Below are 23018 nucleotides of genomic sequence, written 5' to 3'. Positions count from 1 at the left end.
GGAAAACGATGAAAGTTCTATTTCTGGTGCAGAAAGAACAACGGGCCATTCTGGACCGGCTCTATGAGGGCGTGGCCGCCCATTGCGAATGCGACCTGCGCTGGCTCGACAGCCATGAGCAGCGCAACCTGCGAGCCTACTTCCGGCGCCACGTCGATGTCTCGCGCTACGACCGGATCGTATTTTTCCTGCGCTTCAAGCAAGAGATTCGCCAGGCGGCGTTCATTCGCACCATCCCCAACCTGGTGATTCTCGAGCACGACGCCTATCAGAACTACATTCCGTGTAAATACACCGGCAAGTTCAGCGCGCACTACCGTCGCCTACCGTGGGCGCGCGTCATCAGTTCCGGTTTCATGGTCACCGAGCGCCTGCGCGCCGAAGGTTTTGATGCGGTGTTCGTGCCCAAGGGCTACGATCAGTCGTTGTTGCAGGATCAGGGGCGTGAGCGGGATATCGAACTGGCTTTCGTCGGTAGCACCAACAGCGTCGCCTACAGTGGTCGCAAGGCGTTGCTGGATGAGTTGGGCCGTGTCGAACCGCTGGTGGTGACACGCACCAAGTCCGGTGAAGAGTACTGCGAGACCCTCAACCGCATCCGTTTCTTCGTCAGTGCCGATGTCGGCATGGGCGAGTTCATGATCAAGAATTTCGAAGCCATGGCCTGCGGCTGTGTGCTGCTGGCCTTCGACCAGGGGGCCGATGAGGCCCGTGCGTTGGGCTTGCAGGATATGCATAACGTGGTGTTGTACCGAGATATCGCACAACTTCAGGAAAAGCTCTCCCGGTTGCGTGCCGATCCCGAGCTGGCGCGCAGTGTGGCGCACAACGGCCAGAAGCTGGCGTTGGAACAATTCAGCTTTGCGCGCATCGGGCAGAAGATCGTGCAGGCACTGGAGCCGACCCTGCGACCTCGGGCACCGTTGAGCCTGCTGGAAAAATGGCGCCTGAGGCTGGGTGTTTGACAGGCATGGTCCGCGATAAAAGGTTCCTCGCTCTATGAGCATCATCAACGTCATGTGGGCGGGCGGTTCGCCATTCGCTTCGGTACACAAGGTCCACCACCAGATACTGTCGCGGATCGAGCCTGCCACGCCTGTCAAGACGTGGCTCTTGCAAGGCTCGGCATCTGCCTGCCAGGTTGATGTCGAGCCGGTGCGGGAGTGGAAGCTGACGTCTGCCCAGCTCAAGGGGCGGCATGTCTGGCGGCTGTTCAAACCGTTGATGCACGGCCGTTTCCGCCAGGCATTGCTCGACAGCGATGCCCGTGTCGTGCTGCTCGATGGCGTGGGCGTGGCCCGGGCCTTGTTGCCCGTTTTGCAGGATTTGCCGCAGATTCGCGTCGTGGTGATTTTCCATGGCGCCACTCGACTCAACGCGGCTGTCCGTGACTTGTTGCGCGGCTTCCCGGCCTCCCGGCTGAACCTGGCGGCGGTCTCCGAAACCTTGGCAACGTCGCTCCAGGGCGAACTGGACCTTCCGGTCTTTACGCTACGCAGTGCGTTCGACCCGGTTGCGTTCCGGTCCGCACTCATGCCGCGCGCAGAGGCCCGTGCCCGGCTGGGCTTGCCAGACACTGACGTGCGGGTGTTCGGCGCCATAGGCCGGTTGGTGGACAGCAAGGGGTTCGCCAGTTTGTTGCAGGCGTTTGCCCGGGCGGCGGTCGATCAACCCGAATGGCGTCTGGTGATCGTGGGTGACGGTCCCAGGCGCGAGGCGCTGGAGGCGCGAATCGCCGAGGCGGATCTGGCCGGCAAGGTGGTGTTGACCGGGCATGTGGGGAACGTCGCTAGGCTCTACAAGGCGTTTGACTGGATATTGATCCCCTCCGTGGCCGAGGGGTTGGGCCTGATCCTCCAGGAAGCGGTCCTGGCGGGTGCCCCGGTGCTGGTCAGCGAACTCGCTGTTTTTCGTGAGCAGTTGGGCGATACCGGCTGGTACGCCCCGGTCAACGATGATGAGCGCTGGAGCGAGGCGATCCGGCGGGCGGGGCAGGCGTGCGCAGAGGGGGTCGCGGCCGCCCAGTACCGGGCGCTGGCTCCTGAAGCGGCCTGGTTGAATTTCACCCAGACCGCTCGGCAGCTGATTTCAGGCAGTCGCCAGTAAGGCGTTTTCCAACGCTTGCATTGGAAAGCTGGCGTTCAGGTTTTCACGGGCAATATATCGAGCGAAATGCTGCAAGTTGCGACGCGCCAGATAGCGTGGCAGTGGCGAGCGCAGGAAACGCATGTCCGCCACATCGATCAATCCCAGTTTGTTTTCAGGCGTAACGACAATGTTGCCCAGGTGCAGCGAGCGGAAATAAATGCCGCTGGCGTGCAGGCTGCGGATCAGCTCGACCAGCGCAGGGAGCGCCTGCTGCCAACTGAAATGCTCCTGATTGGATAATTGACGCAGGGTTTTTCCAGGAAGCGGCCGATACAGTACGGCGGTCATGCCGGGCGCGTTCAGGGTATAGGAGGCCAGCACTTGCAAGGTGGGTACGCCGAGCTTGTGCAAGCGCACGGCATTGTTGATAAATCGCGTTGAATAAGGCCGTATGAGGGCCGAGGAAAAAAGCCGCTTGCGGCGAAACAGTTTAAGGATATTCCCATCCTGCAGCAGATAGACTTTCGGGCCGTAGCTGTCGGCCTCCAGAATGCTGGCGCCTTCAATCAATTGATTCAAAGCGGCTTGGGGAAGCCGTGAGGATTGCATCGTAGGGAAACCTTGTTGAAAGAACCGGTGCCGTGGCGGCTCATGATGCCCAAAAGTTTTTGTTTTAACCATGCCGGTTTGGCGGGGACACAGTTTTAGGAGCGATAGATGCAGGCAACACGTTGGGCGCAGAGATGGATGGCTTTTGGCTTGTTATGGTTCTTGTTGGCGATTGCGCTGGCTCCTAGTAACAAGATCTATCAGCAAGGCTTGGTGGTATTTGTCTGGTTGCCCGCAATCCTGTTCGCATGGCCGGCCCGTCGGCGGTTGGGAGAATGGTGGCGCGCCCAGCGGACGATCTGCCTCGCGCTGCTGGCGCTGGCGGCCTGGGCATTGGTCACGCTGCTCTGGGCCGAGTCGGCGGATCCTTCCCGCGAAGTCAAGCGCTTGCTCTACATCCTGGTGTTCCTGATGTTTTTCCCGATCTACGCCGACGGCCAGCCCGAGCGGGTGATTCGTGTCATGCAGTGGGGTGGGGTGGGCCTTGCGCTGACGGCGCTGATGGCGATCATTCATTTCTACGGCATTGCGAACAAACCCTGGACCGCGCGCCTGGAGGGGTTGGGAGAACTCTCCCATCCGCTACTGGGCGGCTATGTGATCGGTCTGGCAGCTATCTGGATGCTGCACTGGATTCCGCGGCATGTCGGGCTGCAAGTGCTTTGGGCGGTGGCCCTGGCGCTACTGGGGGCATTCGTCGTGGCGAGCCAGAGTCGCGGCGCGGCGCTGGCCTTGCTACTCAGCGTGCTGGCCATGCCCCTTTATTGCCGGGACAAGCGCACCCGTCTGATCGCTGTTGCGGCGCTAATGCTGGCGGTGCTGATATTCTGGCTGCTCGCGCCGCTGTTCATGGCGCGTGGCGCGTCCTATCGACCCGAAATCTTCGCTTCGAGCCTGCACATGATCGCCGAGCACCCTTGGGGAGGACTGGGGCTGGCGAGTGACTACCGGGTCCCCGCTAAGGGCCACTTGTTCGATCACGCTCACAATCTGTTCAGTCACGTAACCATTCTGCTTGGGCTACCGGGGCTGCTGCTCTGGTGCGTCGCCTGGTTCTGCGTGCTGCGTGAAGCCTGGCGGGCCCGGGACAGCCAGTTGGGCCGTGGGGTGCTCGGCATGTGGGTGTTTTCGTTCCTGGCGATGCAATTCGACGCCGCGAGCCTGACCGGCACCCCGCGCGCGGAATGGTTCATCAGTTGGCTACCGATTGGCCTGGCCAGCGTTTTGACCTGGGCACGGGCCAAGTCCGATGGCTGTGATAAAATTCCGCGTTCTTCCTAACCAGTGAGCCCGACGATGAGTGACGCACCGCCCAATGCGGAACAGGATTCCAGCCTGAAGATCTATTTTCGGTTGCTGGGATACGTCAAACCCTACGTGGGCATTTTCCTGCTGAGTATCGTGGGTTTCGTGATATTTGCCTCCACCCAGCCCATGCTGGCCGGGATCCTCAAATATTTCGTCGACGGTTTGAGTAACCCCGATGCGGTGCTCTTTCCCACCGTACCGTACCTCAAGGACTTGAAGCTGCTGATGGCCGTGCCGCTGCTGATCATCCTGATCGCCGCGTGGCAGGGCCTGGGCTCGTTCCTGGGCAACTACTACCTGGCCAAGGTTTCCCTGGGGCTGGTACACGACCTGCGGGTCGAGTTGTTCAACAAGTTGCTGGTACTGCCTAACCGCTACTTCGACACCCACAATTCCGGACACCTGATCAGCCGGATCACGTTCAACGTGACCATGGTCACCGGCGCCGCTACCGATGCCATCAAGGTGGTGATTCGCGAAGGCCTCACCGTGGTGTTTCTCTTTGTCTACCTGGTGTGGATGAACTGGAAGCTGACGCTGGTGATGCTGGCGATCCTGCCGTTGATCGCGATGATGGTCAGCAACACCAGCAAGAAATTCCGCAAACAGAGCAAAAAGATCCAGGTGGCCATGGGCGACGTGACCCACGTGGCGTCCGAGACCATCCAGGGTTATCGCGTGGTGCGCAGCTTCGGCGGCGAAGCCTACGAAGAGCAGCGTTTTGCCCAGGCCAGCCAGGGCAATACCGATAAGCAGCTGCGCATGACCCGCACCGGCGCGGTCTATACGCCGATGTTGCAACTTGTGATCTACACCGCCATGGCAGCCCTGATGTTCCTCGTGCTGTTCTTGCGCGGCGACGCGACGGCCGGTGACCTGGTGGCCTACATCACGGCTGCCGGCTTGCTGCCCAAGCCGATCCGCCAGCTCTCGGAAGTCAGTTCCACCATCCAGAGGGGCGTCGCCGGTGCCGAAAGCATCTTCGAGCAACTGGATGTCGAGCCGGAAGTCGACAAAGGCATGGTCGAGCAGGATCGCGTCAGTGGCCGGCTCGACGTGCGCAACCTGAGCTTCACTTATCCCGGTGCCGACCGCGAGGTGCTCAAGGACATCAGCTTCACGGCGATGCCTGGGCAGATGATCGCGTTGGTGGGCCGTTCAGGCAGCGGCAAGTCGACCCTGGCGAGCCTCATCCCGCGCTTCTACCACCATGAAATCGGCGAGATATTGCTGGATGACGTGGAGATCGAGGATTATCGCCTGCGCAACCTGCGTCGGCATGTCGCCCAGGTGACGCAGCATGTCACGCTGTTCAACGACACGGTGGCCAATAATATCGCCTACGGGGACCTGGCTGGCGCGCCGCGGGCCGACATCGAGAAGGCTGCCCAGGACGCCTACGCCATGGACTTCATCGCGCAGTTGCCCCAGGGCCTGGACACCGAAGTGGGCGAGAACGGCGTGCTGTTGTCCGGTGGCCAGCGCCAGCGCCTGGCCATTGCCAGGGCGTTGTTGAAGAACGCCCCGTTGCTGATTCTCGATGAAGCCACGTCGGCCCTGGACACGGAGTCCGAGCGGCATATCCAGGCGGCACTGGACCAGGTGATGAAAGGCCGTACGACCTTGGTCATCGCCCACCGCCTGTCGACCATCGAGAAGGCCGACCTGATCCTGGTAATGGACCAGGGCCGCATCGTCGAGCGCGGCACGCACGGCGAACTCCTTGCACAGAACGGCTATTACGCCCGGCTTCATGCCATGGGCCTGGATGCTCCCGCCCAGGACATCGCCTGATTGCAGGTCAAGGCCCGTGTGGACCGCGCCAGGGTTCCACGGGCTTTGTATCTCTTCTGTTACGTGTATCGACCAAGTCGCTATAAATCCGCGACCTGTGCTTGCTAAGGTTCTGGCGACAGGATTTTCCTGAACGAATCTTCAGCGACGGGTACTTCAATGTTGCAACGTTACCTCTGGAAGCTGTTGCCCAAGCCGCAACGCTCCTTTCTATTGGGGCGTCTGTCGGTTGTCGACCGACAGGTCGTGAACAAGTCGATGTCGGCCAACTGCCGGTTCCCCGACGCTTTCGCTCGACGCGCCTGCCTGTTCATCCATGTACCCAAGTGCGCCGGAAGCAGCGTTTGCGTGGGGCTGTTCGATGGCTACAGTCCAGGACACCTGCCGTTGTATTGGTACGAAGAGCAGTTCGCGCAACAGTACGCCGCCAGCTTCAAATTTACTTTTGTCCGTGATCCGCTGGAGCGTGCGTATTCAGCCTATGCTTTCCTGCGGGGCAATAAACTGGGGCAGCGTGATCATGCGGCGCAGAAGCTGGTGAGTCTTTACCGTGACTTCGACGATTTCGTCAGCCGCTGGCTGCACCCCGAGAACATCACCCGGCAGTTGCATTTCGCTCCCCAGACCGATTTTCTCACCGATTCCCTGGGGCACCTGGCGATGGATTTCATCGGTTACCAAGAGCACCTTGAGCGTGACTACCGGCAGGTGTGCGAGCATCTGGGGTTACACGCAACGTTGCCCCATGTGAACCGCACCCTGAATCGTGTAGCGGTACCGGTACGGGACATATGCTCGGTACGGACCCGTCGGCTGGTGCGGCGGGTGTACCAACGTGACTACGAGATGCTTGGCTATGAATGAGACGTCGAAGGTATCGCTGCAACCCTTGCAGAACCACCCTGGCGCCCTGGCACTTACGCCACGTGACCGGGCCGCCATCAAGCATCAGCGGCCACGCTGCATCTGGCTGACCGGGCTGTCGGGGGCTGGCAAGTCGACGCTGGCCAATGCCTTGGAAGTGCAACTTCACCAACAGGGCTTGCATACCGCCCTGCTCGATGGCGACAACGTGCGCCAGGGATTGTGCCGGGGGCTGGGCATGGACGCCGAGGCGCGCAAGGAAAATATCCGACGTATTGCCGAGGTGGCGCGGTTGATGGTCGACGCCGGCCTGATCGTCATCGTCGCGGCCATTTCTCCTTTTCGTGCCGACCGGGATGCGGCCCGGCAATTGTTCCCCGAGGGCAGTTTCGTGGAAGTGTATGTGAGTACCTCCTTCGACGTGTGTGCCCAGCGCGACCCCAAGGGCCTGTACCGCGAAGCCCGCGCCGGGCGGATCAAGAACTTCACCGGGCTCGACAGCCCCTACGAGGCGCCGCTCGCACCGGACTGCGAGATCGATACCAGCGAGGTGGAACTGGCCCTGGCCTGCGCGCGGCTATCGGCGTTGCTGCAAATCTGAACAATCGCTCGCCCAGTGGCCTGTGGGGTTGATTCGAATGCACGAATCAGCCACGCAGGCCACTGGGTGTCGTGTTGCCACCATGGTCAAGCCTGCGCTAACCCTGTGCTAATATCGCGCCCCTGTTCATTTTGTATTTGGGATGCTCCATGAAGTTGTCCATGCCACGATTCGATCAAGCCCCTGTATTGGTGGTCGGCGATGTCATGCTCGACCGCTACTGGCATGGCGGTACGTCACGGATCTCCCCTGAGGCGCCGGTTCCGGTGGTCAAGGTCGAGCAGATCGAGGATCGCCCCGGTGGTGCCGCCAACGTTGCCTTGAACATCGCCGCCCTCGGTGCGCCGGCCTCCCTGGTGGGCGTGACCGGTGACGATGAAGCCGCCAACAGCCTGGCCAACAGCCTCGAGGGCGCGGGCGTACGGGCGATGTTCCAGCGCATCGCGCACCAGCCGACCATCGTCAAGCTGCGGGTCATGAGCCGTCACCAGCAACTCTTGCGGATCGACTTCGAGGAACCGTTCGCCACCGATCCACTGGCCCTCGGCGCCGAAGTCGATCAACTGCTCGAAGGCATCAAGGTCCTGGTGTTGTCGGACTACGGCAAAGGCGCGTTGAAGAATCACCAGGCGCTGATCCAGGCCGCCCGTTCCCGTGGCATTCCGGTGCTGGCCGATCCCAAGGGCAAGGATTTCTCCATCTACCGTGGCGCCAGCCTGATCACACCGAACCTCAGCGAGTTCGAAGCCATTGTCGGCGGTTGCCACGATGAGCACGAACTGGTGAGCAAAGGCGCCAAGCTGATGCACGACCTCGATCTCGGTGCGTTGCTGGTCACCCGTGGCGAGCATGGCATGACCCTGTTGCGTCCCGATCATCCGGCGCTCCACTTGCCGGCCCGTGCCCGTGAAGTGTTCGACGTGACGGGTGCCGGCGACACGGTAATTTCCACCTTGGCGGCGGCCATCGCGGCCGGAGAGGAACTGCCCCACGCGGTGGCCCTGGCGAACCTGGCGGCGGGCATCGTTGTCGGCAAGCTCGGTACGGCGGCCATCAGCGCCCCTGAGCTGCGGCGTGCGATCCAGCGTGAAGAGGGTTCCGAGCGCGGCGTGCTGGGCCTTGAGCAATTGCTGCTGGCGGTGGATGACGCCCGTGCCCACAACGAAAGAATCGTCTTCACCAATGGCTGCTTCGACATCCTCCACGCCGGTCACGTGACCTACCTCGAACAGGCCAGGGCCCAAGGCGACCGCCTGATCGTCGCGATCAACGACGATGCCTCCGTGAGCCGGCTCAAGGGGCCGGGGCGCCCGATCAACAGTGTCGACCGGCGCATGGCGGTTCTGGCCGGCCTTGGTGCCGTGGACTGGGTGATCAGCTTCAGTGAAGGCACGCCGGAAAACCTGCTGCGCCAGGTCAAGCCGGATGTGCTGGTCAAGGGCGGCGACTACGGGATCGACCAGGTCGTAGGTGCGGACATCGTCACGGCTTACGGCGGCACCGTGAAGGTCTTGGGGCTGGTGGAAAACAGCTCGACGACGGCGATTGTGGAAAAGATCCGCAGTAACTGAGCCGGTGTATCAGATAGTTTTGAATGGGGGGAGCTTCGCTCCCCAGCGGGGATAAATCCCCTCGCCACAGGTTGGCCCCGACTTCTTAACGAGCCACGTTGCGCGGCACGATCTTCTTGAACAACTGCCGGGCCTTGCCCTTGAGTAGGGTCAGGCCCGATTCCTTGTCCGGTGGCGTCAGTCCTTGCTGGCGCAACCAGTCCTTCCAGCGAATCCGCTCGTCTCGCACCAGCCAGCCGTCCTGCCGGGCGAAACTCTCAGCCAGGTACAGCCCACGGGTAGCGGCCGGGTACAACTGATCCTTTTTCAAGGTATACAGCTCGGGCAACGGCTGCCCGTCCTGCAGCGGCATCAGATACAGGTCGGGGCGCTTGCGGTCCAGGCGTGCCACCAGTTGATCGCCTTCAAGGCGTTCATCGACGTGGAACAGGCTCAAGGACTTGGCCTCCCTGGGCACATCCAGGCGCAGGTCGTAGATCAATTGCAGCGATGCCGTCGGCAGATGGACGTAGGCCCGCGGCCGCTCGATCAGTTGCAGGTTGGCGCAGCGTACCGGGCGCGCGGAGCCGGACAGCGGTGTCAGGCGAAACGGCAGGGCTTCGCGATAGTGCAGGGCACTGGCGTAGGGCGCGGGCAGCCAGGTGTCGTTGAAACGTCCGCCGAGCCAGCCTTCAGGGGTTTCCAGCAGGCATTCTTCGGCGATCTCACTGATGGCGGTGAGCAGCGGCAAATTCAGTTCGTGGGCCGGCACGTAGCCGGAAATCAATTTGAGCACCACATCGCCGCGGTCCTGCCGGCGTTGGCGGACCAATACCCAATAGTCACGGTTCTGCCAATGCAGGGTCAGGCGCACTGAAACGCCGAGGTTGGCCAGTTCCAGGGAAAAACGCTCGGCGTCGGCCACCGTCACGGGGCGACGGCGTTGCAGGGTCTGGGCGAAGTTCAGCGGCATCCCGACGCTCTGGTAAGTCAGGCCTTCGGGTGTCGCTTCGACGAACAGGGGCAGGGTCTTGAAGTTGCTGGGGTTCTTCCTGATGAGCGTACGCGGCATGTCGGCTCCTGCTTAATGCCGCGTAGTGCGGCGTCAGTTTTTACGTAGGACCTGGGCTAAGGTCGCGACGTTATGGGCGAGGTGCAGCGGATTGATCGTGCCGACAATAGCACTGGCAACCCCAGGATGCTCAAACAACAGTTCGAAGCTGGCACGAACCGGGTCTGTCCCAGGGTTCAGGCAGACGTGGCCGCTGGCCAGGGCTTTCTTCACCAGGATCGCCTTGCCGTGCGCGTTTGCGTAGTCAATGACAGCCTTCTCGTTTTGCTCGTTCAGATTGTAGGTGACCATCGCGCAATCGCCTTGCTCCAGGGCTTTCAAGCCACCGTCGACGGTTTTTCCGGAGAAGCCGAAGCCGCCGATCTTGCCCTCGCGCTTGAGCGCCGCCAGGGTCGGGTAGACCTCGCTGTCGTTGAGAATCGCCAGGTCGTTGCCGTCAGAATGCACCAGCACCAGGTCGATGTAGTCCGTTTCCAGGCGCTTGAGGCTGCGTTCCACGGAAAACCGGGTATGGGCGGCGCTGAAGTCGTGACGGGACTGGCCGTCGCTGAATTCTTCGCCGACCTTGCTGACAATCACCCAGTCCTGGCGTTGGCCGCGCAGCAGCGGGCCCAGGCGTTCTTCGCTGCGACCGTAGGCCGGCGCGGTGTCGATCAGGTTGATGCCCAGGTCGCGGGCCAGTTTGAGCAGCCGGCGTGCTTCGTCGTCATCGGGAATCTGGAAACCGCTGGGGTATTTGACGCCCTGGTCGCGACCCAGCTTGACGGTGCCCAGGCCCAGCGGGGAGACCCGCGGACCGTTATGGCCCAGCGGGCGGTGGAAGTCGTGCAGGGTCGCTTGGCTCATGGCAGCAGTTGCTCCCAGGCGGGGACGCCCATGGGCGGTTTCGGCAAGTCTGGCAGTGGCGTCGGGTGACTAGGCCGGATGCCATGGCGTTGCAGCACGCTGATCACCCGATCAGCGAAATCCGGGGCCAGGGCCAGTTTGGTCGGCCAGCCCACCAGCAGACGATCCTGTTCGGCGAGGAAGGCGTTGTCCGGGCGGGTCAGGCCCGATTGCAGCGGTTCGGCGCGGTCGACCCGCAGCGTGGCCCATTGGACGGTGCTGAGATCAATCCAGGGCAGCAATTGGCCAAGTTCTTTCTGGGCGACGGCGATCTGCGCAGCGGGTTCGCGGGCGACGGCATCTCCTTCGGCGAGGTCGCCGCCCAGGTACCAGACCCATTGGCCATCGGCGGCCGGGTGGGTGGTCACGGTGACACGTGGCTTTGGTCCGCCGCCCAGGCAATGGGCGTAAAGAGGTCTGAGGCTCGGCCCCTTGGCCAGGACCATGTGCAACGGCCGGGTCTGCATGGCCGGTTTGTCCAAGTCCAAGGCTTTGAGCAACTCGGCGGTGCCACCGCCAGCGCTGAGGACAATGCGCTGGGCGCGAATTTCGCGGCCGTCGACCTTCAGCCCGGTCAGCGTGTCACCTTCGCGCAGCGGTTCGATGTGTTGCCCGGCCAGCAGGCTGTCGCCGGCCAGTTCCGCCAGGCGTGCGATCAGGCTGGGGACGTCTACCACCAGCTCGGCCAGGCGATAGACCTTGCCCTTGAAGCGCTTGTCTTGCAGCGCCGGTGGCAATTCGCTGCCTTTGACCTGGTCGACGCGGCCGCGCACGGCCTTGCTGGCAAAGAAACTGGTGAGGTTGCCGGCAAGAGTGCCGGGGGACCAGAGGTAATGGGCGTCGGAGAGCATGCGCACCCCGGACAGGTCCAGCTCGCCGTCGCCCTTCAAGGCCTCGCGCCAGCGCCGCGGCATGTCGGCGATGGCTTCCGAGGCGCCGGTGAGGGCGCCATGCAGGGCGTACTTGGCGCCACCGTGGATGATGCCTTGGGATTTGACGCTTTGTCCGCCGCCGAGGCTGGCGCTTTCCACCAGCACAGTGGAAAAACCGAGTCGACGCAGGCGCGCATTCAGCCAGAGACCAGCGACTCCGGCGCCGACAATCAGAACGTCGGTGGAAATAACGGATGGCATGCAGCGACCTCAGAGTTCAAGACGAGGGCGCAGTATACAGACTCGACGAATTGAGTTTTCTCTGCTGAATCCGTGGGAGCAAAGCTTGCTCGCGATACAGGCGCCTCGGTTCCCGAGAGATCGCGTTGTCTTCATCGCGGGCAAACCTTGCTCCCACAGATCCCTTGGCCTATTTCTGTGTGTTCCAGCCCGTCAATCCGCGTTTTTAGTGTCCTGCGGTCTTGGAAAACAACTGGATCACCACCACCCCCAACACAATCAACGCCATCCCCAGCATCGCCGGGGTGTCCAGCTTCTGCCCATAGATGAACAGCGCCGCCACGCTGACCATGACGATCCCCATCCCGGCCCAGACCGCGTAGGCCACACCCACCGGGACGGTACGCACCACAAGGGTCAGCATCCAGAAGGCGATGCCGTAGCCGACGATCACCAGCAGCAGCGGCAACGGCGTGCTCAAGCCCTTGATCGCTTTCATCGAGACGGTGCCGATCACTTCGGCGCAGATGGCGATGACAAGGTAGTAGTAAGCGTTCATGGGCAACTCCTTTTTGACGGTTGCGTCTTTCGATGGCGCTATTTTTAGGCGGAGGCTAAATGCGGTAAAGTCATTACCTATCTGTTTAAGAGATGGGTTGAGCCATGAGTGTTCAATGGAACCTGGAGCAAGTACGGCTGTTTGTCAGTGTGGTCGAAAAACGCTCGTTTTCCGCCGTGGCCCGGGATGAGCGCAAAGCCCAGTCGGCCATCAGCAGCGCGATCGCCTTGTTGGAAGCCGACCTGGGGGTAAGTCTGTTCGAGCGCAGCAGTGGCCGTCAGCCCCGGTTGACCGAGGCGGGCCAGGCCTTGTTGGAAGAGGCGCGGGAGCTGCTGCGCCAGTGTGAACGCCTCAACGGCCGGGCCCTGGCGCTGATGCGTGGCCAGGAAGCGTCGCTGCGCCTGGCCCAGGACGAGGCCATGCCCTACCAACCGGTGATCGACAGCCTGGCGGCGTTGGCCCGGCAATTCCCGACCCTTGAGGTGCAACTGGCCAGTGCCGCCCAGGGCGACGTGGCGCGCAAACTGGTGGAGCGGCGCGCCGACCTCGGCTTGTTGTTCTATCACGACCAGATCCCCGAAGCGCTGGAGCGCCGGGTCCTGGGCAGCGTCGAGATGGTCACGGTGTGCAGCAAGGGGCATCCGTTGGCCTCCCTTGATTATGTGTCCTGCCGGGAAATGGCCCGGCACCGGCAATTGTTGATGGCCACTCAATCCAGCCTGTACCCCGGCAGTGAGCAGGCCAGCCCGCAGGTCTGGCGGGCCGACAGTTTCTACGTCCTGGCCGAATGGCTGAGAAGCGGCCTGGGGTGGGCCTGGCTGCCGCGACATGTCGTGCAGTACCCGGCGTACCTGGGCGACATGGTCGAGCTCAACAGCGAATGGACCCCGCCGGCCCTGGTGGTGGAGCTGGTCTGGCGCCGCGACGAACCCCTGGGGCCGGCGGCGCGCTGGCTGGCGGAACGTTTTGCCGTGCAGTTGCAGGCGATCGGCTGAAAACCCGATAAACTCCGCCGCCATGAACAGAACTCTCTATAGCGCATTGTTTTACCTGGGGCTGCCACTGGTAGCGATTCGGCTGTGGCTGCGGGCCCGCAAGGCGCCGGCTTATGCCCGGCGCATCGGCGAGCGTTTTTCCTGGGGGCTGCCGGTCATGGTCCCGGGGGGCATCTGGGTCCATTCGGTGTCGGTGGGCGAGAGCATCGCCGCCGCACCGATGATCCGCGCCCTGTTGCAACGTTATCCACAGCTGCCGATCACCGTCACCTGCATGACCCCCACCGGCTCGGAGCGGATCCAGGCGTTGTTCGCCAGCGAGCCGCGCGTCCAGCATTGCTATCTGCCTTATGACTTGCCTTGCGCGGCCAAGCGTTTCCTCGACCGGGTTCGTCCGTGCCTGGCGGTGATCATGGAAACCGAGCTGTGGCCCAACCACATCCACCAATGTGCTCGGCGCGGCATTCCGGTGGCCTTGGCCAACGCTCGGTTGTCGGAGCGTTCGGCGCGCGGTTATGGGCGTTTTCCCAAGCTCACCCGGCCCATGCTCGCCGAAATGAGCCTGTTCGCCGTGCAGACCGAAGCGGAAGCCGAGCGTTTTCGCCAGTTGGGCGCCCGGGCGGACACCGTCGAGGTCTCCGGCTCGATCAAGTTCGACCTGACCATCGACCCGCAACTGCTCGAAGATGCCAACGCCCTGCGCCGCCAGTGGCAGGCAACCGAGCGCCCGGTGTGGATCGCCGCCAGTACCCACGAGGGCGAGGATGAAGTGGTACTGGCTGCCCACCGTCGCCTGCTCGAAAGTTACCCTGACGCGTTGCTGATCCTGGTGCCGCGCCATCCCGAGCGTTTCGACTCAGTGCAGCAACTGTGTGAGCGCGAGGGGTTCGCCACCGTCCGGCGTTCCCGTGCACAACCGGTCAGTGCCCAGGCGTCGGTGTTGCTTGGCGACACCATGGGCGAGCTGCTGTTCCTCTATGCCTTGGCCGACAGCGCTTTTGTCGGTGGCAGCCTGGTGCCTAACGGCGGGCACAATCTGCTGGAGCCGGCGGCGCTGGCGAAACCGGTGCTGAGCGGGCCGCACCTGTTCAATTTCCTCGAAATCGCGGCGCAACTGCGCAGTGCCGGGGCGCTACAGGAAGTCGAGGACGCCGAAAGCCTGGCCCTGGCGGTGCAGCGCTTGTTCGAGCTGCCCCGCGATGCCCAGCGCATGGCCGAGGCGGGATTGAAAGTGATGCGCACCAATCAAGGCGCGTTGCAGCGGTTGCTGGATGGGTTGGGGCGGTTGATCGACTGAGGGGCTCATACCTGTGGGAGCAAAGCTTGCTCCCACAGGGGCACTGGGTAGACCGGTGGGGTTACTGCCCCGGCCGCGAACGCAACTGCTCCGCTGCCGCCTGCGCCAGGTCCGGCGGCAGGAAGTCCTTGTCCGGGTTGTAGTCGGGCTTGAGGTAGCGTGACAGGTCCTGCAGATCCGCCGGGCTCAAGGTGCCGGCCGCCTGCTTGAGGCGCAGGTTGTCGAGGATGTAGTCGTAGCGGGCGTTGTTGTAGTTGCGCACCGAGGTGTACAGCTGGCGCTGGGCATCGAGGACGTCGACGATGTTGCGGGTACCCACCTGATAGCCGATCTCCGTGGCCTCCACCGCGCTCTGGTTGGAAATGATCGACTGGCGCCGGGCCTGGACCTGTTCGACGTCGGTGTTCACCGCCCGGTGCAGGTTGCGGGTGTTTTCCACCACCTGCCGACGCAGGCCTTCGCGTTGCTGTTCGGTCTGGCTGAGCTGCGAGTAGGACTCGCGCACCTGGGAACTGGTCAACCCGCCGCTGTAGATCGGGATACGCAGTTGCAGGCCGATGGTGCGTTGGTCGGCATCGCCGCCATAACGCTCGCCGGTGACGCTTGGGTTGCTGAAGCCGAGGCCGTCGTTGTCGCCTTTTCTGTACTGGGCAACCGCATCGAGGGTCGGTGCATGGCCGGCCTTGCGCTGGCGCAGGGTGTCCTCGGCGGCTTCCACGGCGTAGTTGCTGGCCAGCAGGTTGAGGTTCTGCTTGGCTGCGGTGTCCACCCACGCCTTGGCATCGTTCGGTGCCGGCGGCAGGATCGGCAGCGTGTGGACGACGCCCTGGAGCGAGTTGTACTGGCGGTTGGTCAGGGTGATCAACGCTTCGAACGCATCCTCGACCTGGCGCTGGGCGACGATCCGGTTGGCCCTCGCCGTGTCATAGCTGGCCTGGGATTGCAGCACGTCGGTCTTGTCCGACAGGCCTACGTCATAGCGTTCATTGGACTGATCGAGCTGGCGCTTTAACGCGGCTTCCTCGGCCTTGGTCGAGGCCAGGTTGTCCTGGCTGCGCAGCACATTGAAATAGCGCTCGGCGCTTTGCAGGATCATGTCCTGTTCCGTGGCCGACAGTTGCAGCGAGGCTTGTTCGTTGACGGATTTCGCCGCCTGCAGTTGAAACCAGCGGTCGGCGCGGAAAATCGGCTGGGACAGTGTCGCCTGGTAAACGGTGGCGCTGCGGGTGGCAGTCATCGCCGGCTCGTCAAGCGAGGTGCGGGTATTGTTCAGGTCGGCGCCCGCCGAAAGATTGGGCAACAGCCCGGCGCGGGCCTGGGGCACCACTTCCTTCCGGGCACCATACTGGGCGCGGGCGGCGGCCAGGTCGGCGTTATTGTCCACGGCTTCCTGGTAGACGCTCACCAGGTCGGTTTTGGTGGACAAGGGCGCTTCGGCAGCCCAAGCCATCGCGGTGGATGTACAGGACACGGCAACGGCCAATGACAGTTTGCGCAGCATGAGGCTATCCCTAGTTCACAAGTGAGAGTGCGCAAGAGGCGCGGCGTAGCGAGTGTAGTTGCGCGGACGCACGGCAACAATCCTGCAGATGCGCCATTCATCATGCCTTTTGCCCCAGTGATGGCGTTCTGTGTCGGTTGTGTCTAGACTGGCCGGGTTCTTGTCGGGGTGCCTTGCTATGAGGCTGAGATCGAATAAATTCGGATCCCGTTGAACCTGATCAGGTTAGCGCCTGCGTAGGGAACAAGATTTCTCGTCTTCCCGGCGAGTCCTCTTGTGCTTCGTCCGGGATGTGTTCGACTTCGAATACCCTCGTGTATCAAGCACAGCATCCGCACAATCGTGCAGGGGTGCGTCCATTCGTGACAGGTTCGCTCCGACAAAAAATCCACTGCCTGGATGTGTGTCTGGAGAGCCCGTGATGACGACAAAATCAAAAAACGCGACCAACCTCAGTGAATCGGCCCAAGTCGACGAGCAATCGGTCCAGCCTTTTGCCCGCTCGCAAAAAATCTACGTCCAGGGCAGCCGCCCGGACATTCGCGTGCCCATGCGTGAAATCAGCCTCGACGTGACACCGACCGATTTCGGCGGTGAAATCAACGCACCGGTGACGGTGTACGACACCTCGGGCCCCTACACCGACCCGAACGTGATCATCGACGTGCGCAAAGGCCTGGCCAACGTGCGCTCGCCGTGGATCGAAGCCCGTGGCGATACCGAACGCCTGGCGGGCCTGAGTTCCAACTTCGGCCAGGAGCGCCTCGCCGACCCCGAGCTGACCAAGCTGCGTTTTGCCCACGTAAACAACCCGCGTCGGGCCAAGCCGGGTGCCAACGTCAGCCAGATGCACTACGCGCGCAAAGGCATCATCACCGCCGAGATGGAATACGTCGCCATCCGCGAAAACATGAAGCTGGAAGTGGCTCGGGCCGCCGGCCTGCTGGACCAGCAACACGCCGGCCACAGCTTCGGCGCCAGCGTGCCGAAGGTCATCACCCCCGAATTCGTGCGTGACGAGATCGCCCGCGGTCGCGCGATCATCCCGGCCAACATCAACCACACCGAACTGGAACCGATGATCATCGGCCGTAACTTCCTGGTGAAGATCAACGGCAACATCGGCAACAGCGCCCTGGGTTCGTCCATCGAAGAAGAGGTGGCGAAGCTGACCTGGGGTATCCGCTGGGGTTCGGACACGGTCATGGACCTGTCTACTGGCAAGCACATCCACGAAACCCGCGAGTGGATCATCCGCAACTCGCCGGTGCCGATCGGTACCGTGCCGATCTACCAGGCCCTGGAAAAAGTCGGCGGCGTGGCCGAAGACCTGACCTGGGAGCTGTTCCGCGACACGCTGATCGAGCAGGCCGAGCAAGGTGTCGACTACTTCACCATCCACGCCGGCGTACTGTTGCGCTACGTGCCGATGACCGCCAAGCGCGTCACCGGCATCGTCAGCCGTGGCGGTTCGATCATGGCCAAGTGGTGCCTGGCGCACCACAAAGAGAACTTCCTCTACACCCACTTCGAAGACATCTGCGAAATCATGAAGGCCTACGACGTCAGCTTCTCGCTGGGCGATGGCCTGCGTCCGGGCTCGATTGCCGACGCCAACGACGAAGCGCAGTTCGGCGAGCTGGAGACCCTCGGCGAACTGACCAAGATCGCCTGGAAACACGACGTGCAATGCATGATCGAAGGCCCCGGCCACGTGCCGATGCAGTTGATCAAGGAAAACATGGACAAGCAGCTGGAGTGCTGCGACGAGGCGCCGTTCTACACCCTCGGCCCGCTGACCACCGACATCGCGCCGGGCTACGACCACATCACCTCCGGCATTGGTGCGGCGATGATCGGCTGGTTCGGCTGCGCCATGCTCTGCTACGTGACGCCGAAGGAACACCTCGGCTTGCCGAACAAGGATGACGTCAAGACGGGGATCATCACCTACAAGATCGCCGCCCACGCGGCCGACCTTGCCAAGGGTCACCCGGGCGCGCAGATCCGCGACAACGCCTTGAGCAAGGCGCGTTTCGAGTTCCGCTGGGAAGACCAGTTCAACCTCGGCCTGGACCCGGACACCGCCCGTTCGTACCACGACGAAACCCTGCCGAAGGACTCGGCCAAGGTCGCGCATTTCTGCTCGATGTGCGGGCCGAAATTCTGTTCGATGAAAATTACCCAGGAAGTGCGTGAGTACGCGGCCAACCAGCGCATCGAAGCGGTGGATGTGGACGTCGCCCAGGGGATGGCGGAGCAGGCGGAGCGGTTCAAGCAGGAAGGCAGTCAGCTGTACAAGAAAGTGTGACCTGAGCGGTGTTCACCCGTGGCGAGGGAGCAAGCACCCTCGCCACGGGGACGATCAGCGATCCAAAACAATAACCGCCCTGAGATATTTCTGTGAACATCCAACCCAGCACCTACTCCCCGGGCACCGCGGTCCCCCTGGACAAGCGCGTCTTCGGCGCCCGCGATCTCTTCTCCCTGTGGTTTTCCCTCGGTATCGGCCTGATGGTCTTGCAGGTCGGCGCCTTGCTGGCACCGGGACTGGGCCTGAGTGGTTCGTTGCTGGCGATTTTCCTTGGCACGCTGGTGGGCGTCCTGCTGCTGGCGGCCGTCGGGGTGATCGGCAGTGACACTGGCCTGTCGGCCATGGCCGCGCTCAAGCTCAGCCTCGGCGGTAAAGGTGCGAGCGTGCCGGCGGTGTTGAACCTGTTGCAGTTGATCGGCTGGGGCTCGTTCGAAATCATCGTCATGCGTGACGCCGCCAGCCTGCTGGGCGCCCGGGCCTTCAGCGAAGGCAGCCTGGGGGCGAATCCGTTGCTGTGGACCTTGTTCTTCGGCGCCCTGGCAACCTTGCTCGCGGTGAGCGGGCCGCTGACTTTCGTGCGCAAGGTGTTGCGCAAGTGGGGCATCTGGCTGTTGCTGGCGGCGTGCAGCTGGCTGACCTGGAACCTGTTCGCCAAGGCCGACCTGGCGGCGCTATGGGCCCAGGCGGGCGATGGCTCGATGCCGCTGGCGGTGGGGTTCGATATCGCCATTGCCATGCCGCTGTCGTGGCTGCCATTGATTGCCGATTACTCTCGTTTCGGTAAACGCGCGAAAAATGTCTTCGGCGGCACTGCCCTGGGCTTCTTCATCGGTAATTTCTGGCTGATGAGCCTGGGCGTGGCCTACACCCTGGCGTTCGCCCCGAGCGGTGAGGTCAACGCGTTGTTACTGGCCTTGGCTGGCGCTGGGTTGGGGATTCCGCTGCTGCTGATTTTGTTGGACGAATCGGAAAACGCTTTTGCCGACATTCATTCGGCGGCGGTGTCCAGCGGCATGTTGTCGGGACTCAAGGTCGAGCACCTGGCGTTGGCGATTGGCGTGCTCTGCACTTTGATCGCCTGCTTTGCGCCGTTGGCGCAATACCAGAACTTCCTGTTGCTGATCGGTTCGGTGTTCGCGCCGTTGTTCGGCGTGGTGCTGGTGGATCATTTCATCCTGCGCCAGCGCGGCAGCCGGGTCGCGCCAGCGGCGTTGCGTTGGCCGGCGCTGTTGGCCTGGCTGGGCGGGATCGGCACCTATCACCTGCTCGCCAATTTCTATCCGGACATCGGCGCAACCCTGCCGTCGCTGATCCTGGCAGGGCTGCTGCAACTGTTACTGGGTCGGGCCTTCAGCTACGGCCAGGAAACAGCTCAGGCTTGAGAATGCCGTTGAGGCGCGGATAAGCGATCTTCAATTCAACGTGGCCCAGGGCGTAGGGCGCGATGGTGCTCACTTCGTACTTGAGGATCACCCCGCCGTAGGTCAGCGCCACGTTCGGGGTCTTCTGGAACGACCACTGCTTCAGGAACTCAGGTTCCTGATCCAGCTTGGTGCTGATCAGCCAACTGTTGTGGGCCACCTGGGCGGCTTTCCAGAAGTCTTCTTCCTGGCCTGGCAGCAGCATGTCCGACAGCGTCAGCACCTTGTGCTGCTGGCGCGAATAGTTGATGAAACCACGCCCCGGCGTGCCGTGGGCGCCGCCGGTGTCCAGGTAGCTGGACAGTTCGATGATCACCAGGCCGTCATGCTGCTCGCGTACCTTGGCTTGCAAATAGCTGCTGGTGCGCGGCGCGGCGCTGCGCAAGAACTGCTCCCGATAGGCCGCCAATGTCGGCGCCACCGGCGCGCCCGGGGTGGCGCGGGTCAATTCCAGCAGGCGTTTTTCGATGATGCCGTCCAGGTTCGGTTCGGCGGGAAAGTGCAGTGTATCGATGTTCACCAAGGGGCAGTCGGCGCTGGCGCAACCGGGTTGCAGTTGCTCCGAGGCATCACGGGTGGTTTCCAGGGGAGTGCGGTAGTTGGGCTGGAACAGGCTTTGGCAAGCCCCGAGAGTGAGGGCAATGGCCGCCACGCAAGCAGTTTTGAAAAGCGACATGGGTGTCCTTCATGGAACAGGGAAAGGCGAAAAGTTACCGGCTTCGACTGTCGGCAAGGCAATCAGTTCGCCACTAAGCTCATTAGAGTGGCTTTAAGCGCAGCCGTCCATCCCGATGACTGGAAAGGGGCTGCATCAAAGGGTATGGGCGCGTTAGGATGGCGCGAAGCCGAGGTTGGAACCTCGTATTGATCGACTGCACACGAGGATTGTCATGACCAATTTCGCCAACGCCACCCCGAGCACCGTGGACATCATCAAGCGCGAAAGCTGCTTCAAGGGTTTCTACAAACTCGACCGTGTGCACCTGCGCCATGAATTGTTCGCCGGTGGCATGAGCCGTGAAATCAAGCGTGAACTGTTCGTGCGCCATGATGCGGTGTGCGTGCTGCCCTATGACCCGCAACGCGATGAAGTGGTGCTCATCGAGCAGTTTCGCGTCGGCGCCATGGGCAAGACCGCCAATCCCTGGCTGGTGGAACTGGTGGCCGGCCTGATCGACAAGGACGAGCAGCCGGAAGAAGTGGCTCATCGCGAAGCGCAGGAGGAAGCCGGGCTGGCCTTCGCGGCGTTGTGGCCGATGACCCGGTATTTTCCATCCCCCGGCGGCAGCGATGAGTTCGTGCACCTGTACCTGGGACGTTGCGACAGCAAGGGGGTAGGCGGGCTGCATGGCCTGGAGGAAGAGGCCGAGGACATCCGCGTCAAGGTGTGGGCTTTCGAAGATGCCTTGCAAGCGGTACGCGACGGTATGATCTGCAACGCACCGAGCATTATCGCCCTGCAGTGGCTGGCCTTGAATCGCGAGGAAGTGAGGGGGTTATGGTCCTGAACAAGCTGCGCGATCGCTATCGCGTCGATCTGGTGGGGTTGCAGGCCGCCTGCGAGGCCAACTATGCCCGCCTGATGCGCTTGTTGCCGGACATGCGCAACGAGCCGTTGCCGCGCCGCATCGCCGTGACCCACGGCGACCAGATGCTCGGCGTGCTGGCCCTGGAAGTGCTGCAGGCCTGCCCCTACACCACCACGTTGCAGGTGCGCCAGGAACACAGCCTGCCGTGGCTGCCGGTGCCGCAGCTGGAAGTCCAGGTCTATCACGATGCGCGCATGGCCGAAGTGGTGAGCGCCGAACATGCGCGGCGCTTTCGCGGCATCTATCCTTACCCCAATGCGTCGATGCACCAGCCGGACGAAAAGGCCCAGTTGAACCTGTTCCTGGGCGAGTGGCTGAGTCATTGCCTGGCGCTGGGCCACGAGTTCGAAGTCGTTCGGTAACGATACCGAGCGCTGGTTGTGAACCGGTTCCGGTTCGCGGGTTTCACCTTTCGATCATCCCCAGCATAATTGCGGCTTCATGCAACGGCGTGATTGCGCCAGGGAGAGAGCGATTTGCCGAGCGTATCCAGCCTGACCACTGCCGACACGGCGTTGCTGGTCCAACTGTCCGACAGCCACCTGTACGCCGAGGCCGATGCTTCGTTGCTGGGCATGAACACCCGCGACAGCCTGCGGGCGGTGATTGACCTGGTGCTCAGGCAGCAACCGGACATCGACCTGATGCTCGCCACTGGCGATCTGTCCCAGGACGGCACACTGGAGTCCTACGAGGCGTTCCGGCAATTGACCGCGCAAATCGAGGCGCCGGCGCGCTGGATCCCGGGTAACCATGACGAGCCGCAGGTGATGCTGAGGGCGGCGGTCCAGAGTGCGTTGCTCGACCCGGTGGTGGACATTGGCAACTGGCGCGTGACGATGCTCGACTCCGCCGTGCCCGGATCGGTGCCGGGGTTTTTGGCCGAAGAGCAACTGATTCTGCTGGCCAATGCCCTGAGTGAAGCGCCGGAGCGGCATCATCTGGTGTGCCTGCATCATCATCCTGTTTCGATTGGGTGTGCGTGGATGGAGCCCATCGGGTTGCGTAATCCTGAGGCGCTGTTTGCGGTGTTGGATCGGTTTCCCCAGGTACGGGCGGTGCTGTGGGGGCATGTGCATCAGGAGGTTGATCGGGTGCGCAACGGGGTGCGGTTGTTGGCTTCGCCTTCGACCTGTATTCAGTTTGAGCCTGGTTCTGTGGATTTTGCGGTGGGGGAGCAGGTGCCGGGGTATCGGTGGTTGCGGCTTTTGGCGGATGGGCGGTTGGAGACGGGGGTTGAGCGGGTGGTTGGGTTTGAGTTTGCGGTCGACTATGGGGCTAATGGGTATTGAGTTTTCTGTGGGAGCGGGCTTGCCCGCGAAGGCGGCCCTGTGATTGGCTTGGGTTTTGTTGATGGAGTACATATCCATTGCTGCGGTAACGAGGGTGTCAGAAATTTTGTGTTCGGGCATAACATGAGTAAGAGGTGCATGTATGCCAACCAAAAAGAAACCGCTTC

Annotated in this window: 21 protein-coding genes and 1 riboswitch; of the genes, 14 read left to right on the top strand and 7 right to left on the bottom strand. The window is 62.3% G+C overall.

The window, feature by feature from the left end:
• Nucleotides 1-8: 8 nt before the first annotated feature.
• Nucleotides 9-965: a glycosyltransferase gene (locus N4Q37_RS16430; protein ID WP_260959369.1), complete on the top strand. Its 957-nt coding sequence runs from the start codon at nt 9-11 to the stop codon at nt 963-965.
• A gap of 34 nt (nt 966-999) precedes the next feature.
• Nucleotides 1000-2106 carry a glycosyltransferase gene (locus N4Q37_RS16425; protein ID WP_260959367.1) on the top strand — a complete coding sequence of 369 codons (1107 nt, stop codon included), beginning with the start codon at nt 1000-1002 and terminating at the stop codon, nt 2104-2106.
• Here the strand turns inward: N4Q37_RS16425 and N4Q37_RS16420 are convergent.
• A complete protein-coding gene (locus N4Q37_RS16420) occupies nt 2089-2697 on the bottom strand; it encodes a toluene tolerance protein (RefSeq protein ID WP_260959688.1) in 609 nt (202 codons plus the stop codon). The two genes, N4Q37_RS16425 and N4Q37_RS16420, sit on opposite strands and share 18 nt — an antisense overlap.
• Before the next feature lie 108 nt (nt 2698-2805).
• On the opposite strand from N4Q37_RS16420, the gene N4Q37_RS16415 reads away from it, so the two are divergent.
• The 5 genes from N4Q37_RS16415 to hldE all read left to right on the top strand — a co-directional run bounded on the left by N4Q37_RS16415 (nt 2806) and on the right by hldE (nt 8835).
• Nucleotides 2806-3978, top strand: a complete 1173-nt coding sequence (locus N4Q37_RS16415) for an O-antigen ligase family protein (protein WP_260959365.1) — start codon at nt 2806-2808, stop codon at nt 3976-3978.
• Between the two features lie 15 nt (nt 3979-3993).
• The gene (gene msbA / locus N4Q37_RS16410; protein ID WP_260959364.1) at nt 3994-5799 is read left to right on the top strand and encodes a lipid A export permease/ATP-binding protein MsbA; all 1806 of its coding nucleotides are present in this window, start codon (nt 3994-3996) and stop codon (nt 5797-5799) included.
• Nucleotides 5800-5958: 159 nt separating this feature from the next.
• The gene (locus N4Q37_RS16405) at nt 5959-6663 is read left to right on the top strand and encodes a sulfotransferase family protein (protein ID WP_260959363.1); all 705 of its coding nucleotides are present in this window, start codon (nt 5959-5961) and stop codon (nt 6661-6663) included.
• Complete coding sequence (cysC, locus tag N4Q37_RS16400; protein ID WP_260959362.1) at nt 6656-7264, top strand: adenylyl-sulfate kinase; 609 nt, start codon at nt 6656-6658, stop codon at nt 7262-7264. The genes N4Q37_RS16405 and cysC overlap by 8 nt, the downstream gene beginning before the upstream one ends.
• A gap of 149 nt (nt 7265-7413) precedes the next feature.
• Nucleotides 7414-8835, top strand: a complete 1422-nt coding sequence (hldE, locus tag N4Q37_RS16395; RefSeq protein ID WP_260959360.1) for a bifunctional D-glycero-beta-D-manno-heptose-7-phosphate kinase/D-glycero-beta-D-manno-heptose 1-phosphate adenylyltransferase HldE — start codon at nt 7414-7416, stop codon at nt 8833-8835.
• An 85-nt stretch (nt 8836-8920) separates the two neighbouring features.
• Here hldE and N4Q37_RS16390 read toward each other — a convergent pair whose 3' ends face one another.
• The 4 genes from N4Q37_RS16390 to N4Q37_RS16375 form a co-directional block, all read right to left on the bottom strand.
• On the bottom strand, nt 8921-9886 hold the full coding sequence (locus tag N4Q37_RS16390) for a metal ABC transporter ATPase (RefSeq protein ID WP_260959358.1): 966 nt from the start codon (nt 9884-9886) through the stop codon (nt 8921-8923).
• A gap of 33 nt (nt 9887-9919) precedes the next feature.
• Nucleotides 9920-10732: an aldo/keto reductase gene (locus N4Q37_RS16385; RefSeq protein ID WP_260959356.1), complete on the bottom strand. Its 813-nt coding sequence runs from the start codon at nt 10730-10732 to the stop codon at nt 9920-9922.
• On the bottom strand, nt 10729-11904 hold the full coding sequence (locus N4Q37_RS16380) for an NAD(P)/FAD-dependent oxidoreductase (protein ID WP_260959354.1): 1176 nt from the start codon (nt 11902-11904) through the stop codon (nt 10729-10731). Before N4Q37_RS16380 ends, N4Q37_RS16385 begins: the two co-directional genes overlap by 4 nt.
• 205 nt (nt 11905-12109) lie before the next feature.
• Nucleotides 12110-12442, bottom strand: coding sequence for a DMT family transporter (locus tag N4Q37_RS16375; protein ID WP_260959353.1), 333 nt, complete (start codon nt 12440-12442; stop codon nt 12110-12112).
• A 104-nt stretch (nt 12443-12546) separates the two neighbouring features.
• Here N4Q37_RS16375 and N4Q37_RS16370 point away from each other — a divergent pair, with 104 nt between their 5' ends.
• Together N4Q37_RS16370 and waaA are read left to right on the top strand one after the other, a co-directional pair.
• Nucleotides 12547-13437 (top strand): LysR family transcriptional regulator, encoded by an 891-nt coding sequence (locus N4Q37_RS16370; RefSeq protein WP_260959342.1) that lies wholly within the window; start codon nt 12547-12549, stop codon nt 13435-13437.
• A 22-nt stretch (nt 13438-13459) separates the two neighbouring features.
• Nucleotides 13460-14734, top strand: coding sequence for a lipid IV(A) 3-deoxy-D-manno-octulosonic acid transferase (waaA, locus tag N4Q37_RS16365; protein WP_260959340.1), 1275 nt, complete (start codon nt 13460-13462; stop codon nt 14732-14734).
• 61 nt (nt 14735-14795) lie between these two features.
• Here waaA and N4Q37_RS16360 read toward each other — a convergent pair whose 3' ends face one another.
• On the bottom strand, nt 14796-16235 hold the full coding sequence (locus tag N4Q37_RS16360; protein ID WP_260959339.1) for a TolC family outer membrane protein: 1440 nt from the start codon (nt 16233-16235) through the stop codon (nt 14796-14798).
• 154 nt (nt 16236-16389) lie between these two features.
• Nucleotides 16390-16495: riboswitch (TPP riboswitch) on the top strand.
• Nucleotides 16496-16656: 161 nt separating this feature from the next.
• Between N4Q37_RS16360 and thiC the strand changes: the two genes are divergently transcribed.
• Nucleotides 16657-18546, top strand: coding sequence for a phosphomethylpyrimidine synthase ThiC (thiC, locus tag N4Q37_RS16355; RefSeq protein ID WP_260959338.1), 1890 nt, complete (start codon nt 16657-16659; stop codon nt 18544-18546).
• A gap of 92 nt (nt 18547-18638) precedes the next feature.
• Nucleotides 18639-19931, top strand: coding sequence for a putative hydroxymethylpyrimidine transporter CytX (gene cytX, locus N4Q37_RS16350; protein WP_260959336.1), 1293 nt, complete (start codon nt 18639-18641; stop codon nt 19929-19931).
• Here cytX and N4Q37_RS16345 read toward each other — a convergent pair.
• Nucleotides 19900-20646 carry a DUF3298 domain-containing protein gene (locus tag N4Q37_RS16345; protein ID WP_260959334.1) on the bottom strand — a complete coding sequence of 249 codons (747 nt, stop codon included), beginning with the start codon at nt 20644-20646 and terminating at the stop codon, nt 19900-19902. The two genes, cytX and N4Q37_RS16345, sit on opposite strands and share 32 nt — an antisense overlap.
• A gap of 214 nt (nt 20647-20860) precedes the next feature.
• On the opposite strand from N4Q37_RS16345, the gene N4Q37_RS16340 reads away from it, so the two are divergent.
• The 3 genes from N4Q37_RS16340 to cpdA all read left to right on the top strand — a co-directional run bounded on the left by N4Q37_RS16340 (nt 20861) and on the right by cpdA (nt 22851).
• Complete coding sequence (locus tag N4Q37_RS16340; RefSeq protein ID WP_260959332.1) at nt 20861-21478, top strand: NUDIX domain-containing protein; 618 nt, start codon at nt 20861-20863, stop codon at nt 21476-21478.
• Entirely contained in the window at nt 21469-21921 is a 453-nt protein-coding gene (locus tag N4Q37_RS16335) for a DUF1249 domain-containing protein (protein WP_260959330.1), read from the top strand. The genes N4Q37_RS16340 and N4Q37_RS16335 overlap by 10 nt, the downstream gene beginning before the upstream one ends.
• A gap of 114 nt (nt 21922-22035) precedes the next feature.
• Complete coding sequence (gene cpdA, locus N4Q37_RS16330; protein WP_260959328.1) at nt 22036-22851, top strand: 3',5'-cyclic-AMP phosphodiesterase; 816 nt, start codon at nt 22036-22038, stop codon at nt 22849-22851.
• Nucleotides 22852-23018 lie beyond the last annotated feature (167 nt).

The organism is Pseudomonas citri, from assembly GCF_025336485.1.
GTDB classification, from domain to species: domain Bacteria; phylum Pseudomonadota; class Gammaproteobacteria; order Pseudomonadales; family Pseudomonadaceae; genus Aquipseudomonas; species Aquipseudomonas citri.
The sequence above is the reverse complement of the archived record's forward strand: the minus strand, read 5'-3'. Positions and strand labels throughout refer to the sequence as shown.

What these genes read in the sequence shown, in the direction of transcription:
- N4Q37_RS16335 (WP_260959330.1), top strand. Translation starts at nt 21,469, where the DNA reads ATGGTCCTGAACAAGCTGCGCGATCGCTATCGCGTCGATCTGGTGGGG.
- N4Q37_RS16370 (WP_260959342.1), top strand. Translation starts at nt 12,547, where the DNA reads ATGAGTGTTCAATGGAACCTGGAGCAAGTACGGCTGTTTGTCAGTGTG.
- N4Q37_RS16405 (WP_260959363.1), top strand. Translation starts at nt 5,959, where the DNA reads ATGTTGCAACGTTACCTCTGGAAGCTGTTGCCCAAGCCGCAACGCTCC.
- msbA (WP_260959364.1), top strand. Translation starts at nt 3,994, where the DNA reads ATGAGTGACGCACCGCCCAATGCGGAACAGGATTCCAGCCTGAAGATC.
- N4Q37_RS16430 (WP_260959369.1), top strand. Translation starts at nt 9, where the DNA reads ATGAAAGTTCTATTTCTGGTGCAGAAAGAACAACGGGCCATTCTGGAC.
- N4Q37_RS16380 (WP_260959354.1), bottom strand. Translation starts at nt 11,904, where the DNA reads ATGCCATCCGTTATTTCCACCGACGTTCTGATTGTCGGCGCCGGAGTC.
- N4Q37_RS16340 (WP_260959332.1), top strand. Translation starts at nt 20,861, where the DNA reads ATGACCAATTTCGCCAACGCCACCCCGAGCACCGTGGACATCATCAAG.
- cysC (WP_260959362.1), top strand. Translation starts at nt 6,656, where the DNA reads ATGAATGAGACGTCGAAGGTATCGCTGCAACCCTTGCAGAACCACCCT.
- thiC (WP_260959338.1), top strand. Translation starts at nt 16,657, where the DNA reads ATGACGACAAAATCAAAAAACGCGACCAACCTCAGTGAATCGGCCCAA.
- hldE (WP_260959360.1), top strand. Translation starts at nt 7,414, where the DNA reads ATGAAGTTGTCCATGCCACGATTCGATCAAGCCCCTGTATTGGTGGTC.
- N4Q37_RS16425 (WP_260959367.1), top strand. Translation starts at nt 1,000, where the DNA reads ATGAGCATCATCAACGTCATGTGGGCGGGCGGTTCGCCATTCGCTTCG.
- N4Q37_RS16420 (WP_260959688.1), bottom strand. Translation starts at nt 2,697, where the DNA reads ATGCAATCCTCACGGCTTCCCCAAGCCGCTTTGAATCAATTGATTGAA.
- N4Q37_RS16360 (WP_260959339.1), bottom strand. Translation starts at nt 16,235, where the DNA reads ATGCTGCGCAAACTGTCATTGGCCGTTGCCGTGTCCTGTACATCCACC.
- N4Q37_RS16390 (WP_260959358.1), bottom strand. Translation starts at nt 9,886, where the DNA reads ATGCCGCGTACGCTCATCAGGAAGAACCCCAGCAACTTCAAGACCCTG.
- N4Q37_RS16385 (WP_260959356.1), bottom strand. Translation starts at nt 10,732, where the DNA reads ATGAGCCAAGCGACCCTGCACGACTTCCACCGCCCGCTGGGCCATAAC.
- N4Q37_RS16415 (WP_260959365.1), top strand. Translation starts at nt 2,806, where the DNA reads ATGCAGGCAACACGTTGGGCGCAGAGATGGATGGCTTTTGGCTTGTTA.
- N4Q37_RS16345 (WP_260959334.1), bottom strand. Translation starts at nt 20,646, where the DNA reads ATGTCGCTTTTCAAAACTGCTTGCGTGGCGGCCATTGCCCTCACTCTC.
- N4Q37_RS16375 (WP_260959353.1), bottom strand. Translation starts at nt 12,442, where the DNA reads ATGAACGCTTACTACTACCTTGTCATCGCCATCTGCGCCGAAGTGATC.
- waaA (WP_260959340.1), top strand. Translation starts at nt 13,460, where the DNA reads ATGAACAGAACTCTCTATAGCGCATTGTTTTACCTGGGGCTGCCACTG.